Genomic DNA, 17,886 nt, shown 5'->3' with positions numbered 1-17,886 from the left:
TTTTTCCTGACTATAACGGATTTAGGCGATGGCCGGTAAAGCCCATATGCATCAGGCTAAGAATGCGGGACGGCTGCAGGACGGGGTTTGCAACCCCGTCCGAAACGTTTGCGGGCGGCGATCCGGAAAATATTCCGGACGGGGTTGCAAACCCCGTCCTGCAAAATCAGAGTTAATAAAAACAGTAGGTTGTAATCTTAGCCTGATGCATATGCGGTAAAGCCCCGCGGGGGCGACATCTTTGTAGCATTCATTATGAGGGGGGGAGCCTGCAAACCTGCTGCTGCAAATATGCCGCCCCCGCGGAGGGCCTGCAAACCTGCCGCTACTACTACTACTACTACTACAAATATGCCGCCCTTACAGGGCTTGGTCAGCCCTCCCCTCAATCCGTTATAATCACAGTTCAGACCATTGGACAGCACCCTGAATTTTTTTATGCACTTAGCGAGTGACTGAATTCAGAATTAAATAGCATATAAGTACTAATATGTCAATACGATCTGACTAAACCATGTTTAATTTTACAACTGGTGTTCCGATTCCGGATGTAAATTCTGTAATAGCCCAAATTCGTTTTGTAAATATCAGGGGATATCCAGATTTGGGATACAATCAGACCGATAAATATCCCTTTGAAATTTTTTTGGGAAAATGTTGTAATCCGTATTCTGTTTATGATAGTTATATTTATTATGGTAAAATAATCAGTGGAATGTTGGAAGGAGATACCCATGCGTCCGAAGCCCTTTATCAGACGAATCCGTTTGTTGGTGTTTTCCCTTATTTTAGGAATACTATGGCTCGCTCCCGGTCTCGCAGCGTCAGAGAAAACTGTCCCCAAACGTCTTTCCGTCAACCTGCCCGAACAGATCACCTCTGAAACTGATCCTGTACTTCACACAGCCATCTCCGATGATGGCAAATGGATGGTGTTCACTTGCGTGCGTGAAGGATTCAGCGATCTTTGGCTTCGCTCTGTTGATCCCTCTGTGGTGATATTGCCAAAACAACTGACCCGTGATCCTTCAAAAGAATCCTCGCCTGCTTTTTCCCCGGATGGGCAATTTATCGCATACGTCGGAACCGCTTATGATGTGAAAGGCGATATTTATCTGCTGGATATCAGTTCTGTGTTTACTGCTTCGGACTCGGGACAGGAAAAAATAAAATCCGTTCGCCTGACCGGAAGGGAAACCGAAGATGGTTCTCCGTGTTTCTCTCCTGATGGCAATGCATTGTATTTCCATCAGATAAAATCAGGAGAAATGCAGAGGAAAGTGGTCATGCTGAACCTCAGTGAAAAAAGCCGTCCGCCCAGAGCATTAGATATGAAAGGCGACGCTGCATTCCCTTCAGTTTCGCCAGATGGAACACAGATCATTTTCGTGAGTTATCGCCATGATCCCGCGGGAGACATATTTCTTTCAGACATGAAAAGCGGTACGGTGAGACCTCTGACAAGCGGGCCGTACATGGATTTCTTACCTGCATGGTCAAAGGACGGAACCCGCGTCTTTTTTTCCCGATTTGGCACTGACACAGACAAAGACGGAGCGATCACCACAAAAGACAACGCCTCAGTTTACAAAGTCTCACTTCTCACGCCTCACGCCTCACGCCTCGCTTCCTCTCCCGTGACCTCCGCGAGTTACTCGGCTTTTCAGCCTCAGACAGCGGGTTCCAAGTTATTCTTTCTCTCCGACCGGGGCGGTGTGAACAATTGCTGGGCATTGCCGATTGAAGGACAAATACCTTTGCTAAAGAAGGCTGAGGAGCAAATCCGGCTGGCGCAGGAAATCTCCCTAAGAATTCCTTTTGATCCTTATCTGACCTTGCTTGGGTATTACAAGGTCTTAGAGAAATTTTCAGATAAAACATCTTTCGCAGCCCTGGCCGCGTATAAAATTGGCAAGATTTACCAGAAAATGAATTTGCCCAAAGCTGCGGATTCAGCCTTTCAAATCATAACTTGCGGAGGTGTCTCAGCCCCATGTGCTTACCGAGATATTCAGCCCTGGGCAGCTTTTTCTCTTATGGAGCAGCGAGTCATGCGGACACAGGCTGAATTAAGGCATGTTGCTAATAAATCCCTGCGGCTTGAGCTTATAAATGAGTGTTCAGACAAACTGAGACGCATTGCTGCTGAACAGGATTTGCTGATTCAAAACCGAGCGGAAATCGAGAGTGCCAGGCTGTTGGCAGATGAAGGGAAAAATTCAGATGCGCTTCTCAAAGCATTGGGGTTACTTGATGCGGTGATCAGGAATTATTCAGCGAGAAGCCTGAGTTTATCTGAAAAACTTGGTTTCTCTCTTTTGCAGTCAGAGCGGGAACATGTCGCTGAAGCCATGATTTTAAAGGCGGATATTTACAGCAGGCTCGGCAGCCCGGAGAAAATTTATCCGATCTGCCTGTCCGTGATCAGTACTTATCCGGATGTGACGGTGTGGGCAGATGAAGCCGTGAATCGTATTCTGAACATCAGCGTATCTGAAACAGGAGAAGCAGACATCATCAGTCAGGTAAAATTACTCCGCAAGATTGCCGAGGAAAACCAGGAAACAAATCCGCTTCTGTCCGCAGGCGCGCTGAACCGTGTGGGAGATTTGTTTTTTGCTTCTGACGAATGGCACAAAGCCAAAGCTGCCTATTATCAGGTCCTTGAGCAATTCTCAAAACCAACCACACAGACAGCCGCTGCAAGATTGTCTCTGGCAGAAATCCTCTACAGAGAGGAGAGATTCCGTCAGGCCCTTGATCTGTATGAAACTGAACTCGGTCTGAGAGCTTATGAGGATAATATTTACCACCTGGCCAGAGCCGGATATATCCGTAAATCCATTGCAGCCGGAGAATATCTTTATCGTCTGGGGGAGATTCCATCAGCCAGGAAAAATTTTAAGCAGCTCATTGCATATGATGACGCTATTATTGAAGCGCACCGTGGGTATATCAAATGTGCAGCAGCGTCCCGGGATATTCATGATGTGCTGAATTCCTACAGAAAAAAACTGCAACAGCATCCAAATGATCCCGTTGCCTTGTACGCCTCTGCCCTGTGTCTTACCTATCTGGAAGATAAAAGCTCGTTGGAGGAAGCAAAAAAACTGCTGACTCAGGCCATTTATTACAATGGACAGACAGAATATTTTCACCAGACCTTGGGGTATGTTTCAGAGGTATTTGAGACAGTTTACGGAGAAAAGGGAAATCTGGAAATGGCGTTGGAATCCTATAAAAAAGCGTATTTCCTGAACGACCACAAGAACAACCCGGACAATGCCGCAAATTTGCTTCTTAATCTCGGTAATATCTATTATCTCCTGGGACAGTACCATAAGGCGTTTCAATATTATTCATTACGCGTGGACACGAAAAAACCGTTTGACAACACTAACACGGAAATATTGTTTTACAGACGGCTGGGCGCTTCCGCGTTTCAGGAGAAAGCAACCGAAAAGACCATTGCTGCTTTCACAAAGGCCCTTGATCTGATAAATTCCCATATCGAGCCTCAGCAGGCATCCGGGGCTTTTGATAAAATAAACCGCTATGTCATGGATCGGATCGTTTCTCCGGCTTTGACACAGGACGATCTCAGCGAAAAAGCAAAAGCCATTGCCAAACGCCAGTCTCAGATAAACCTCGGATTGGCAAGGCTTACCTGGAAGCCTTTTCCGCCGCCTGCGCGGGAATGGATATCCTACAAAAAAGGCATTGAAGGTTTGCTGTCAGAGCAGGAAGCGTTAAACCGTGAGATTATTTCGCTGCAAAAAGATGTCAAAGACGCGGATATCAATCCTGAATATCTCCGTGAAACCCTGTCAAATTTCTTGTTGAAGGTGAGAGAATCGCTTGAATTCCCCGAACGTCTCATTGAACTCAGAGCAGAAATGCTTGACCGTCTCGGTCTTGCTTATCAGGAAGGAGAAGACTGGGAGAATGCCATGAAAACCTTTCACGCGGTTTTTTTACTGAATGAAAAACTCCGATTTTATCAGAATCTGCCGAAAAATAAGCGTTCTGAGGCATATAACACCTACATGCTGGCCGGAACCCTTTCCGGCGAAGAACGTCAGAGACTGCTGCATGAGGCTGCTGAAGATTTTTCCCAGGTGATCGGGCTTGTTAAAAAGTACGGCGTGCCTGAAAAAAAGGAGGACAACGGAAAAGGACTCATTGATATCAATGTCCGAATTTCTCTGAATGATGCGGGTTCCACTGCCGCGGGCAAAGGTTTTTCATCTGATCAGGAGATACGGCTTGCAGAGGCGTTCATCTCCCGGATCAGCATTGAGCGAGGTGAACTTATACCTGCGGAAGAAGCCATTCAAAAGCAGCTTGCCCAGTATCCTCCTGACAAACCTGTTTCTGACAAAGACGCGTATGGCGTATCTCTTTTGTATCACCGGGCTGCTCATCTGGCATACACGAGAAAAAAATTCTCGGACGCTTATAAATACTTTCACCGCTCGGCAGAACTGTCGCTCCGCCTCCGAAATCCTGTCAGCACAGCCATCAATGTAACCAACATGGCGAAACTGGAAACCGGAGACTTGAAACTGGAAACTGGAAACTGGAAACTGGACAGGGAAACTTCTCAGTTGCTGGCGAAAAACCCGTTGGCCGGAGGAAAACCTGTTGCGGCAATTTATCATAACAAAATGGGTGTTTATGCGATGGCATGCGGAATGCGGGATTCAGAATACGAAACAGATGGTTCTGAATTGGAGAAAACCGTTTCTGAACTCAGGGCCTTGCAAAATGCGGTGTCGCATTTCACCCGGGGAATTCAGCTGCTCGAAAAGGAGAAAACGCGTGATCGGGAAACCCTCTCCCTTGTTTCAACACTTCATCTTAACATGGCACGGGCTGCGCTGATTTTAGGGGAAAGAGAAAAGGCTGGGAAGTATTTTGAAACAGCACTTGAATTGTCTGAAAGAGCGATGCTGCCGGATTTGAAATGGCGGGCGCTTGCGGGGCTGGGGCGTTTGTCAGAGAGTCTTGACGTGCTGGAATCTGTGACAATTCTGAGCGCCGGCTGCGGGCCCCGGGAAATTACAATGACTTTCGGTCCCCTGGTGCTTGATCTGGTGAGAGAGAATAAGACTGAGGAGGCGTTTAATCTTGCGGAGCATCTTTCCGAGTTGGAGCGGTTTAACCGCATGGCCGCTTTGATCGGTAAGATACCGGGAAAAGAAAAAGCAGTTTATCGTCATAATTATGAACGGTTGGAACGAATATACAAATTGCGTAAAAAGATAGCCGGTGCTGAAGGGGAGGAAAAAGTCTTTTCAGAGGAAAGCCTGGATCGTGAACTTGAACTGCTCCGCTTAAAGATGGGAGAGGATCGAGCCAAACTTTCGGATATTGTCCGCCTCCTGCCTGAAGGAGAAACCCAGGAAATGATCATGATGCTTTTAGGAATTGCAGTCCACGCCGAAGAAGCCGCGGACCGCTCTGATTTAAAAGGGCCGAGCATTGAATTCCGCAGACTTGCCGAACAATACAGGCAGTTGAGAGAAGAGGCTATTTTCGGAAAACCTGAAGAAAAATTTGCCAATATGATTCTCTTTTTTGGCCCGGAGTCTTTTGAAGCCATAGACATTATGGAGCATCTGCCTGAAAACGGGACCCTGATCCGGGTGTTCAGAACAGGAGAGCGATTTGTCATCTTTACCCTCTTTCCTGATGAGATAAAGGCTTCAATAACAGACACGCTTGAAAACATCTCCGTTCCCCAGGATGGCCCGGCATATCTTGCCTATGAAAATCCTTTGGCAGTTCCGGGGCATGAAATTTATGCGTTAAGCGCGACCCATCTGTTCCGTTCTTTTATGAATCGGAAGCCATTCAAACATGCGCTTCTGGCAGTTCCGTCATTGGATAACCCTTTACCGCAGTATGATATTCAGACACTTCCGGATGCTGAAAATATTCAAGTTTCAAACATTCATACGCTTTTATTATCAAACAGCGTTTCTCTCACGTCTTCAGTGCCCACACGCGCGGGAGAATATCCTGAGCGTTTTTTTGCCGTGGAGATTGATAAGGGACGGAGATTTCGGATTGAACACCTGCTCATGAATTCATTCTCTGATCTTTCTCTTGCGGTCCTCCTGGGAGCCAATTTTGACGAGGCATATCTGATGGGTCATTTGTTCTCTGTTTACGGGTGTCCCAGTGTCATATTGCCAGTTCAGCCGGTAACTGATCCGGATTTCAGCCGGGAATTTCTCAAGGCTTACACGACCCGCTCCGCGGCTGAGTCCATGGGAATCGCCACGTCCCGGTTTCCCCTTGTCACGCCTCAGTGGATACTGCTGGGATATCAGGGGATGAGCGCTGAGGAATCTGCCGCGTTTGGCAGAGAACATTTTGAGAAGTATGTCAGAGATGGTCGGAAAGCCTTTGAGAACAACAGCCCGGGGGAAGCGCTGTCTTTGTTTGAAAATGCCATCATTATTGCAAAAGAGACTGAATCCTTTCATCGTTATCTTTCTCTCTTGTACCTTTATGCCAGGGAAAGCGCATATAAAGTCGGGGAAATTGAAAAATCCCTTAATTACTCACAACTGCTCACAGAGCGCATGGTTCAGGAAAAACCTGACACCGAGGATCATGCAGAAGCCCTTCTCAAGACCGGTCTTCTTCATGCAAAGCTTGAGCAGCATGAAAAAGCCATTCCTCTTTTAGAAGAAGCTGTGGAGATTCTGGCGAATTTGGAATCTGAGATGAAACAGGCATCCGCGTTGGCAGAACTGGGCGTGGTGTTGGAAAACGCCACAGAATATGACCGGGCCATTGTCCGGTTTCAATCTGCCGCGTCGTTAAGTGATACGCTGAGCAAAGATGAATTGCTCGCGGCACAATATGTCAATATCGGCAGAATCTATGATCTCCGTCTGAGTCAGTATGTCCTCGGGATGCAAAACTATGAGAAAGCCCTGTCCATTTATCAGGATATGGAAGAGACCGGGGGCGCGGCACAATGCCTTCTGCATATTGGCAGATGTTATCGCCTCCTGGGAAATTTTCCGGACGCGGATAAGCAGTATCTTGAGGCATTGAAACGCATTGAATCAGAACCGGAGAACTCACGTCTCAGGGCGAAGATCATCATTGAACAGGCCAACAATGCCTGGTATCAGTCGCGGTATGAAGACGCCTTTAAACTGCAACGCACTGCTTACCGTATTTCAAGGGAAAATGGCTTTCCGCTGTTAGAGGTCATGACCCTGAACACATCCGGGCTGACATGGTGGACATTGGGCGATAATCAAAAAGCCTTGGACGAACTCGGAAAAGCATTGTCCGTGGCAAAGACGCTGAAGGCCCGTGATGATGAGATCGCGGCCACGTTAAATAATATCGGCCTTGTGTATCGGGAAATGGGACGGTATGAGGATGCGCTGAAGACACTTGACGATGCCCTTGATATTGATACGAGACTCAGATCCAGATGGGCCATTGCTTATGATCTTCGTAACATCGCCCTCACATTGCTCAAAATGGGAGAGGCTGACAAAGCGGTTCCGTTATTTGCAGAAGCAGCCTCAGAAGCGCACGCCATCGGAAACCGTATTAATGAGGCAAAATCGCTGCTCGGATTAGGAGAGGCGTATTTCGTACTTGGTAATAATGACAACGCCGAAGAAGCTTATGAAAAAGCACTGGCATTGTCCAAATCCATGGTCATCCGGGAGACGGAGTGGCGTTCGCTTTATGGGCTTGCAAAAATACCTCTGTCACGCCTTGGGACTTCCGAGGTTTCAAAATCTTCGGAGCTATCATATCGCCGGGAAGCGGAGAAGTTGCTGCTTGAAGCCACTGCCGTGATTGAAGGCATTCGCTCGGATATCAAAATTGACCAGTTGAAGGACAGTTTTATTGCGAACAAACTCGCTGTGTATGAAGATTTGGTCAGACTGCTGGCAGATATGGGCAGACCTGTCGAGTCTTTTGAGATTGCGGAGCGTTCCCGTGCCAGAAATTTTTTAGACCTTTTGGGCAACCAGCATCTTTCTTTAAGCAGGGATACCGACCAGACCCTTTACAATCGCCAACAGGTCATCAAAGCGAGAATCCGGGAATATGAGACCCTCGCTGCACAGTCTTCTGATGACGCGGAACGAAGCATATACACGCACGCGTTACAGGGATTTCGCAATGATCTTGAAAATATCATGCTTGAGATACAGGCTGAAAATCCGCAACTGGCCTCGCTTGTATCTGTCAGACCCATTAACGCGGAGAAGCTCCTCAGCCTGCTTGAACCGGATGTGGGACTTCTTGCCTATTATGTGCTGCCGGATGAGATATTTTGCTGGCTGGTTCGGAGTGACAGCATCCGGCTCTTTCGCACGCCTGTGGGACGCGAGTCTCTGGGACAGGCGATTCTCGATTATCGCAGAATGATTCAAAATCTGGAACCGCTTGAAGATCAGTCAGAGGAGCTGTTCAAATGGCTGCTTACGCCGGTTATATCGGGTCTTGACGGTGTCAGAATGCTGGGGATCATTCCTCATGGTGCGCTTCATTACCTGTCTTATGCCACGCTGTCAGATCAGAGGAATTTTCTTATTGACCGGTTTCCGCTATTCTATCTGCCCGGAGCAAGTGTGCTGGAATATACCCTGAGCAAGCGGAGAGATGATAAAAATCTGAAAGTGCTTGCCATTGGAAATCCGGATGTGGGAGATGCGGCGTTTGATCTTCCGTTTGCGGAACATGAGGTGGAATCGGTAAAATGGAATTTCCCGGATATTACGATATTGACAAAAGAGAAAGCCACGGAATCCTGGGTGGTGCGTAATATTGAAAAATTCGGTATCATTCATGTGGCTTCGCATGGCGAGTTCGAGCCGATTAATCCGCTTTTTTCAGCCATAAAATTGTCAAAAGATATGGACGCTGACGGCGATCTTGAGGCTGCCGAGGTTTTTGGGTTAAAGATCAATGCGGACATGGTGGTTCTGAGTGCCTGTCAGACAGGACTTGGCAAGGTGACACGCGGAGACGATGTGATCGGGCTGAACCGTGCGTTTTTCTATGCGGGCGCGCATACCCTTGTGTCAAGTCTGTGGCGGGTGAGTGATATTTCAACTGCAATTCTGATCCGGCAGTTTTATCGGGAATATGTGACGCATAACAAAGCAGATGCGCTGACACGGGCGATTCTCCATGTAAAGAAGCGGTATCCGCATCCGGGATACTGGGGCGCGTTTACATTGGTGGGAGACCATTATTGACGACCTTTTAGCTGTTTGATAATAAAGGATAAAAAGGGAGATTGAAAAATGCAACAGGAAGCAAAAGTTCCGATGATTTCCGAGGCGGAGTATCTTGAACGGGAAAGAGCTTCGGAGACAAAAAACGAGTACCGAGAGGGGAAAATGGTTGCCATGTCCGGCGCTTCGGAAAAACATTGCATAATTGTTGTGAACGTCATCGGCGAGCTTGGCTCCCAGTTGAAAAAGAAGCCGTGTGCAGCGTATCTTACTAACATGCGGATGAAAATTGAAAGGACAGGGTTATACACCTATCCGGATGTGATGGTGGTCTGCGGGGAAGAAAAATTCGGAGATGAGAAACAGGACACGCTGCTGAATCCGGATGTGATCATCGAAGTGCTTTCCGATTCGACCGAAAGCTATGACAGAGGCAAAAAGTTTGAGAATTACAGAAAGCTGGACTCGCTGAGGGAATATGTGCTGATTTCCCAGAACTCCCGAAAGATCGAAAAATATGCCAGAACTGAAAAACGGCAATGGCTGCTCACGGAATCTGATGAGAAAAATCCGACCATCATTCTGGAAAGCATCGGATGTGAGCTGAAACTTTCGGAGGTTTATGATAAGATTGAGGGAATCTGATATAACAGAAGCATGAAAACTCGATGTTCAAGTTTTTTGACCCGATTCGACTAAAAAGCCTGTCATTCCTGCGAAAGCAGGAATCCATTCTGGGCAGAGGCCACGCTTCCGGAAGCAGTGGATTCCTGCTTTCGCAGGAATGACAGAAAAAAACTTGAACATCGAGTGAAAAGGAGATTGAAAAATGCGGCAGGAAGCAAAAGTTCCGATGATTTCCGAGGCGGAATATCTTGATCTGGAAAGGGCTTCGGAGACAAAAAATGAGTATTACCAAGGCGAAGTATTTGCCATGGCCGGCGCTTCGAGAAGGCATAATATCATTGTTTCGAATATTATAGGCAGATTAAACTATCAGTTAATAAAGAAACCGTGCATAGCGTATCCGAGTGACATGCGCCTGAAAATCGAAGCTTCGGGATTGTACACATACCCGGATGTAATGGTGGTCTGCGGGGAGGAAAAATTCGGGGATGAGAAACAGGAAACGCTGCTGAATCCGGATGTGATCATCGAAGTGCTTTCCGATTCGACCGAAAGCTATGACAGAGGCAAAAAGTTTGAGAATTACAGAAAGCTGGACTCGCTGAGGGAATATGTGCTGATTTCCCAGAACTGCCGGAAGATTGAAAAATATGCCAGAACTGAAAAACGGCAATGGCTGCTCACGGAATCTGATGAGGAAAATCCGACGATTATTCTGGAGAGCATCGGATGTGAACTGAAACTTTCAGAGGTTTATGATAAGATTGAAGATATCTGATGTGCAAAACAAATCGGATTTCTCTGATGAAAAAAACATTCTTTTAAAAGCTACAGACTTTACCGTGAAAATACATTTTGAAAAGCCGGGTTTTTTATCTGAAAATAATTTTCATAACCGGGGGCGAAAAACCCGGCTTTTTCGTGAGCGTTTATTTAAAAAAAAGATTACTACTTGAAATTAATATAAAAATATTGACAAAAAATTTAATAAAGGTATGATGAATTGGTTTCGAAGGTGATCTGTTTTCATGATAAATTTCAGAATACGAGGTTCTGTGTAATGATGATTAAATTTGTTTTAGTAATGCTGGCAATTGCTACAATCGTTTATGCCGTAAACTGGTACAAACAGGAACAAAGATCAAAGCAAATCAGTGAGATGACGTGTGATGATTTGGTTGATGCGATTATCACGCGCGAGATTTCCATTCTGGAAGTTCCTGCCGAACACAGAGAGGCAGTAAATGAGATTCTTCAGGAGATTCAGGAACAATTGGATAAATCATAAAGAAAAAGGAGGTCTGTTATGACAAAAGAGGGATTAGACACAGTGCTTTCGGGAAACAGGACATTATTGACAAAATTCGGCATCCTGGTCGCTGCCATCATCGCAGGATTATTTCTGTTTTTTCAAACCATTGATTCAAACGAGGCGGACTCGTCCATTGTGCTTCAGTCTGTCACAGGAAAACTGAGTGTCATCACAAAACCCGGCCCTTATTTACGATTTTTTGGCACATCTCACCATTACAAAAAAGTGGTTGCTGTAAATTTCACGGGAAGCGAAGGAATAACCGCAACATCCGTAATCCCTATGATCAAGGTGCGCTTTCTGGACACATCCCTCGGAGAGGCCAAGGGGGTTGCACGGTTTCGGCTTCCGACCACTCAGGAGCATCTGATTAACATCCACAGAGAGTTTGGCAGTCAGGGAGCATTGATCTCCAATTTGCTGGAGCGTGTTGTTGTGGAAGCTGCCAAGGCGTCGGCCCGCACCATGTCTGTGGAAGAACATTATTCAGGGGGCGCGGGACAAATGAGCCTCGATTTTGATGACCAATTAAGAAACGGTATTTTTGTTATTGATCAGGTCATCGAACCTCTGCCGAGGAGATCAAGGCAGGACACTGAGGATGATGAGGAGGAAACGCTCAGGGGACGTCAGCGGGTTTTGGTGGTTAAGAAAAAAGATGAAAAAGGTGACTATGTCCGCACAAAAAATCATCTTGCAGAATACAGCATTTCAGTGATTTCAGCTTCAATTGAAGAAGTGGATTATGAACCAAGAGTAAATGAGCGGTTAATGGCGCAGAAACAGGCGGCCGCGGATGAGGCCCTGGCTCGCCAGAACTTGAAGAAAGCCCAGCAGGAAGCGGAAACAGCAAAGGCGCTCGGAGATAAAATTATCGCAGAGGCCCGGGCTGTGTCGGAAAAAGAAAAAATCCAGGCGGAAATCAGGGCGGAAAAAGAGTCGTCCGTTGCCATCATTGACGCGAAGCGGGAAGTTGAGGTGGCCCGCCAGCGTAAGCTTGAACAGGACGAAATACTGGAACTCCAGAGAAAAGAAGCTCAGGGGTTGGAAGTACTGGCAAATGTTCGGGCAAAAGCCGCTGCAAACGCGCTTGATCCGCAACTGGTTTTTGAAAAGAAGCTGGCCGCGTGGAAAGAAGTTGAAATCGCCAAATATCAGAATATGTCAAAAGCGCAGCTTGTGCCGTTTGTCCGAATGGGACAGGGACAGGGAGCGGCAAGTGACAATGCGCTGACCATGTTGCAACTGTTAGGTGTAAAAGCAGCGGCAGACCTGGGAATGCAGTTTCAGGATATTGGCAAAACAAGTAATTGGCAAAACAAGTAAACTGTGTCACTCGATAATCAAGTTTTTCTCTGTCATTCCTGCGAAAGCAGGAATCCACTGCCTTTTTGTCGGCAGTCGTTGGCAAAAGGGGATTCCTGCTTTCGCAGGAATGACAGGCTTTCGCAGGAATGACAAAAAAAAAGTTGAACATCGAGTAAACAGGAAATTAAAATCTTCTTTTCTCACTTCTCTTTTCTCACTTTTACCATGGCTGATAAGAAACATTTTATCCTCGGCAAGTACGACATTACGGCTAATATCAGAAAAGACCCGTTTTTCCGATGGGTGAAAGCCAGAGACCGCTCCGGAGGTAACACCGTGGTCCTTCAGATACTCTGTGCGGAACTTCCTCCGCACCAGATCGAATTGCTGTTTGATTTTTTTGATAACCTCCGATCAGCCAGCAAAAGCAAATTATTTCTCCCAGAATACACGCTGAGTGATGAGGATACGCGGCTGGCTGCTGTTTATAAGGCGGTGCCTTTTGAACCGCTTTCCAAAGCCATTATTAAAAAGCCGGAAAAAGCCTTGGAATGGTGGCTCAACGCCGCGGAGCAGCTTTTTTATCTGCATAATAGAAATCTGGTTCATGGGTATGTCAGCCCTGATCATTTTGTTTTAATCAATGATGAGATATTTTTGATAAATTTCGGATACGCGCCGCTTCTTGAAGCTGGTAATGACCTGGCGATAAAAAAGGTCGGAAAATTCTGTGCGCCGGAGGTCACAGAGCAGAACAATGTCACGTCCAGGGCTGATATTTACGCATTTGCCAAAACCGTGGCGCATTTTCATCCTGAATTAAAACACACTGAATGGCATACAAAAGCAACAGCAAAAAAACCGGAAGATCGCCCCAGGCGGATGAGAGATGTCGGTCAGGAATTGAAAAAAGAATTTGATCCCCCGGGATCCAAAGCTGAGATCATAGAGAAATATTTACTGACAGCCGAAGCTGTTCCAAAAGAAGGAGGCCGGGTTGACGGGTCCGGCAAGTTCATGCGGTCTGAAAATGTCCGGGTAATGGCCGTTGTAACGGAAGGTTATGTGTTTGATCACTGGGAAGGGGATTTAAAAGGAAAGGAAAATCCGGCTTCCGTAACTATGGACACGGATAAGAAAATCATAGCTGTTTTTATGAAAGATTCGGCTCTGTTTTATACATCAGGAAATCGGGATTCAACGATTTTGGATAAATTTGAAAACAGAATGGAGGGGATGGAACAAAAATTAAATGAAATCAGCCATTGTCTGGATCAGATACAAATCCATCTGTCAAATATGATGCCAGTCCGGGAGCAGGAAAAGGATAACAAACAATCTCAGATTCTTTTGGAACTTAAGACAATTATATATAAAGGTATTACCCTTGATACCCCAAAAATTGAAATGATGAAAAAAATCATAGAGACCAGAGCAAAATCGGAAACAGAAGACCGTGCCATTTCTGATTTTATTTTTGATTTGAACCAGATGATAATTGGAAGAGCCACCTCTCCGGCCTGGAAGACGTTCTTTGTGGAAACCATAAGTCATTATCTTTCAGAAGGTCGTCAGTTCCCGGAAGATATCAGCGATGAAAAAGCTGAATGGTTAATGGACCGCATTGACAGCAGTGGAAATTTAGATGAGAATACAAAAGCTTTGCTCATATTTATTAAAGAAAATATAGAGATCATTCCTGCCAAATTAAATTTTAAAATAGCCCTTTGGAATATTTGACGGGTTAATCAGCCGTATTAAGAAATTGATCTTGCATATCACTCAATATCACAGTAATATCCGTGCAAAAGAACTTGAACTTTTAAAATACCTATAATATCATTAATTGGTTAAATAAAACAGCTTGAAATTTTTTAATATTGAAATTCATCTTGGGGCATTATTTTACCATAAAAATACATTCTGAAAAAATCGGATTTTTTATTTTCATGTCCGGGGGTGAAAAAATCGGATTTTTCATGACCATTTATGTTTATAAAGCTGATTTTGATATGTCTTATATCCGTGAATTAAAATTTTATAAGAAACGCTTGCTTGATCACCTGATTTTCAGTTATGGAAAGAAACAAATTCATTTGCATTTATTTAAAAGCGGACAGGATCAGGGGAAAAAGATCGCGGAGGTTTCGGATGCATTCTGAGTATAACTCCGAAAAACGTAATTAAATAAATGAAATAGAAATTTTTATTGTGAATGTTGCGTATTGAAAAATAATGATCAGCATGCAACTTGCAACCCCCCTAATTCATAACTTGACAGGAGGTAACTGGATGACAAAAATCTGTTTTAAAGTATTATTTTTTATAATGATCAGTATGATTCTGATCGCCTGTGCCGGAAGTGAACCGCAAAGAAACGCTGATACCGGTGGCTTGACCAGATATAACACCGGCGGTGCAGGCATCTATAAGGCCAGCGGAGCGGACAGCTACGGAACAGCCCCGCAGCAAGTCCGTCAGATATCAGCACCCCGGACTCAGTCACCGGAATCATTTATTTTGGACCCGGAAAAATTGGAAATGGGTGAGTATATGGAAAAGTTTGTGAATACTTTTCTGGTCATCCTTGACGCGTCCGGGTCCAAGTATCTTCCGTACAGCGGGAAGGTTAAACTGAAGATTGCCAAAGATATTGTCAGGCGTCTGAATCAGAAAACGCCTCCCCGGCCCCTGACCGGCGCACTCAGGCGGTACGGCTTTGAAGCCGGGGCTTTCAGCAGAAAAACAGCTCTTCTTTATGATATGGGACCCTATTCCAGACCTGATTACGCGAGGTCCATTGAAACAGTCAGATGGGCCGGGGGAAAAAGTCCCATGGCCCTTGCCATTGATGCGGCAAGCGATGATTTTGCCCCGACCACGGGATTATTGTCGCTGGTGATTGTCAGCGACGGCAAAATATATCAGGGGGATCCCATAGAAGCTGCAAAAAGAATCAAAGCCCGATACGGAGACAGAATCTGTATATATACCTGTCTGGTAGGAGACCTTCCTTTTGGCAAAGACCTGATGGAGCGGGTTGCCAAAGCGGGCGAGTGCGGATATGCGATCACCGCGGATGATCTGGTTCCTGAAAAAGCCATGGAAGACTGGGCCTATGATATTTTTCACCGTGGCGACAGGATGAAGCCCAAACCTAAGCCTCGGGCACCGAGAATAGTGAAACCCAGGGCACCGTCACCCTGTGAACTGCTTAACCAGGCACTGCGCCTGAAAGTTCAGTTTGATCTGAACAAATGGGATATCAAACCGGAATTTTATAACGGACTGGACAGAATTGCGGATCTGATGATCAAATGTTCAAGCTCACAAGTGGAAATTCATGGTCATACCTGTAATATCTGGACAGAAAAATATAATATGAAACTCTCTCATCTGAGGGCCACGGAAGTGATGAAATATCTGGTCAACAAAGGCGTGCGTCCTGCACAGCTCACGGTGGCAGGTCATGGTCTCACTGTTCCGAGCGCTTCCAATAAGACCGAAGAAGGCCGGGTTTCAAACCGGAGGGCCGAATTCACACGGATTCGTTAAAAAAAGTGTCAGGTGTTAAGGTGTTAAGTGTTAAGGTGTTAAGGTGTTAAGGTGTTAGGTGTTAGGTGTTAAGGTGTTAGGTGTTAGGTGGGGTGATGAAAATGTTTCCAAGGCTCTGAAAAAGCTGATCCCGTTTTTGTTCCCCGCATTTTTTAACTGCCTGATTTTTAAGTCATAAAAATTTGCGGAATAAAAATGGGATCGCAATTGTCAGCCCGGTTTGTGACATTTTCATCACCCCAGGTGTTAGGTGTTAAGGTGTTAGGTGTTAAGGTGTTAGGGTGCATGACTTGTTGTTCTGACACTTAACACTTAACACTTAACACTTAACACCTAACACCTAACACTTAACACCCCGACACTTTTTTAGGGGTTGAAATTTTGATTTTTTTAATATAAGGAGGTTTTAATAAGGAGGAAATGTTTTTTTAATTAACAAAGTTAAGGAGGTAAGAAAGATGAAAAAATGGTTAAAAGTATTGGGTTATGTAATGATCAGCACCATGCTGCTGGTCGGGTTTGCCAGTCAGAACGGGCTGGCCATGTTCAAACCAGACTGCTCTGTTCCGGAACTGACTGCGGACGCTGTAAAAGCAGGAAAAGTCACCGCAAATTATGCAAGGGTTAAAAACGGGAAAATTGTTTTTGGAAAAAGTCCCACAGCGTACAGTCCGAACACCTTAAACAGAATTCTGAATGGTTACGGACTCGCACTCTTATCCGAAGCTGTGCCGCAGGTACAGAAGGCTTCGAAGAGCTTTGTCAGAATCAGAAATGGGAAAGCTGTTTTCGGGACAAAGGCCACGGCATATAGTCCGGACGTATTAAACACGATTTTAGAAGGTTACGGAATAACTTTTCCGCTGGAATCTGCAAAAGGCATGACAGATCCCCCCAGTTATGCAAAAGTCGAAGGTGGAAAGATTATTTTCGGAACAAAGGCAACAGCATACAGCCCCGAAGAATTCAACATGCTCTTGTCTGCCTATTGCCTGCCTGAGGAAGAGGAGGTTCCGCCGGAACCTGTTGAAGTTGAACCTGAAGTGATAACACCTAAAGAAGAACCGCCGGTTGTGGAAGAGGTTAAACCCATACCGACACCATGTCCTGATGCGGACAATGACGGGGTATGTGACCAGGATGATGACTGCCCGGATACGCCAAAGGCTGCTTTTGTGAATGAAAGAGGATGCTGGGTAATTGAAAATCTTCTGTTTGACTACGACAAGTCAGAAATCAGACCCCAGTATTATCCTGACTTGGATAACGTCGTGAAGGTTCTCAAGGAAAATCCGTATCTGAATATAGAAATCCAGGGTCATACCTGTAATATCGGTTCCAAGAGATATAATAAACCGCTTTCCGAAAGACGTGCCAAAGCGGTGTATAATTATTTCGTACAGAGGGGAATTGACTCCGGACGACTTTCCACGATAGGTTACTGGTTCTCCATACCTGCGGCTTCGAACGACACGGAAGAAGGTCGGGCGCAGAACCGGCGGGTTGAACTGCATCCGATTCGTTAGGACATAAAATCAGAGGGTTTTGAGACTTCCCCTGTTTTGAAAATTTCGGAAGTCTCAATGCCTTGCTGACCAAGCAATACAAATTCAAAGTGCCAATTATACAAGGGGCAGCCGCGGAACGGATTGCCCCTTTACATATTCTGTTTCAGGTGAGATGGCATCTCTGTTCGGACAAGCCCTGAACAACGGTTTAAAAAGTCAGTTCTGAAGCATGAAATTTAATTCGTTGATACACAAAGCTTTAATTAAAACCTTAATTTTTTTTGTCGCGCTGTTTTTTGGGGAAGACAAAATTTATTTTTTGTATTATATTGGCATGTATATT

8 protein-coding genes are annotated in these 17,886 nt (G+C 45.5%); all 8 read left to right on the top strand.

Going from position 1 to position 17,886, the window contains the following annotated elements:
- Positions 1-734 precede the first annotated feature (734 nt).
- Complete coding sequence (locus dnm_RS01665; RefSeq protein WP_207680988.1) at positions 735-9,254, top strand: CHAT domain-containing protein; 8,520 nt, start codon at positions 735-737, stop codon at positions 9,252-9,254.
- 48 nt (positions 9,255-9,302) lie between these two features.
- A complete protein-coding gene (locus dnm_RS01660) occupies positions 9,303-9,878 on the top strand; it encodes a Uma2 family endonuclease (protein ID WP_207680987.1) in 576 nt (191 codons plus the stop codon).
- 184 nt (positions 9,879-10,062) lie between these two features.
- Positions 10,063-10,638 (top strand): Uma2 family endonuclease, encoded by a 576-nt coding sequence (locus dnm_RS01655; protein WP_207680986.1) that lies wholly within the window; start codon positions 10,063-10,065, stop codon positions 10,636-10,638.
- A gap of 282 nt (positions 10,639-10,920) precedes the next feature.
- On the top strand, positions 10,921-11,148 hold the full coding sequence (locus dnm_RS01650; protein WP_207680985.1) for a hypothetical protein: 228 nt from the start codon (positions 10,921-10,923) through the stop codon (positions 11,146-11,148).
- Between the two features lie 18 nt (positions 11,149-11,166).
- On the top strand, positions 11,167-12,498 hold the full coding sequence (locus dnm_RS01645) for an SPFH domain-containing protein (RefSeq protein WP_207680984.1): 1,332 nt from the start codon (positions 11,167-11,169) through the stop codon (positions 12,496-12,498).
- Between the two features lie 207 nt (positions 12,499-12,705).
- Positions 12,706-14,220 (top strand): InlB B-repeat-containing protein, encoded by a 1,515-nt coding sequence (locus dnm_RS01640; protein WP_207680983.1) that lies wholly within the window; start codon positions 12,706-12,708, stop codon positions 14,218-14,220.
- A gap of 552 nt (positions 14,221-14,772) precedes the next feature.
- Entirely contained in the window at positions 14,773-16,035 is a 1,263-nt protein-coding gene (locus tag dnm_RS01635; protein WP_207680982.1) for an OmpA family protein, read from the top strand.
- A 458-nt stretch (positions 16,036-16,493) separates the two neighbouring features.
- On the top strand, positions 16,494-17,561 hold the full coding sequence (locus dnm_RS01630) for an OmpA family protein (protein ID WP_207680981.1): 1,068 nt from the start codon (positions 16,494-16,496) through the stop codon (positions 17,559-17,561).
- Positions 17,562-17,886 lie beyond the last annotated feature (325 nt).

Origin of the sequence: Desulfonema magnum (genome assembly GCF_017377395.1) — a bacterium.
Taxonomy (GTDB): Bacteria; Desulfobacterota; Desulfobacteria; order Desulfobacterales; family 4be13; genus Desulfonema_C; species Desulfonema_C magnum.
Note: the sequence above shows the minus strand (reverse complement) of the source record. Positions and strands in the feature narration are given on the sequence as shown.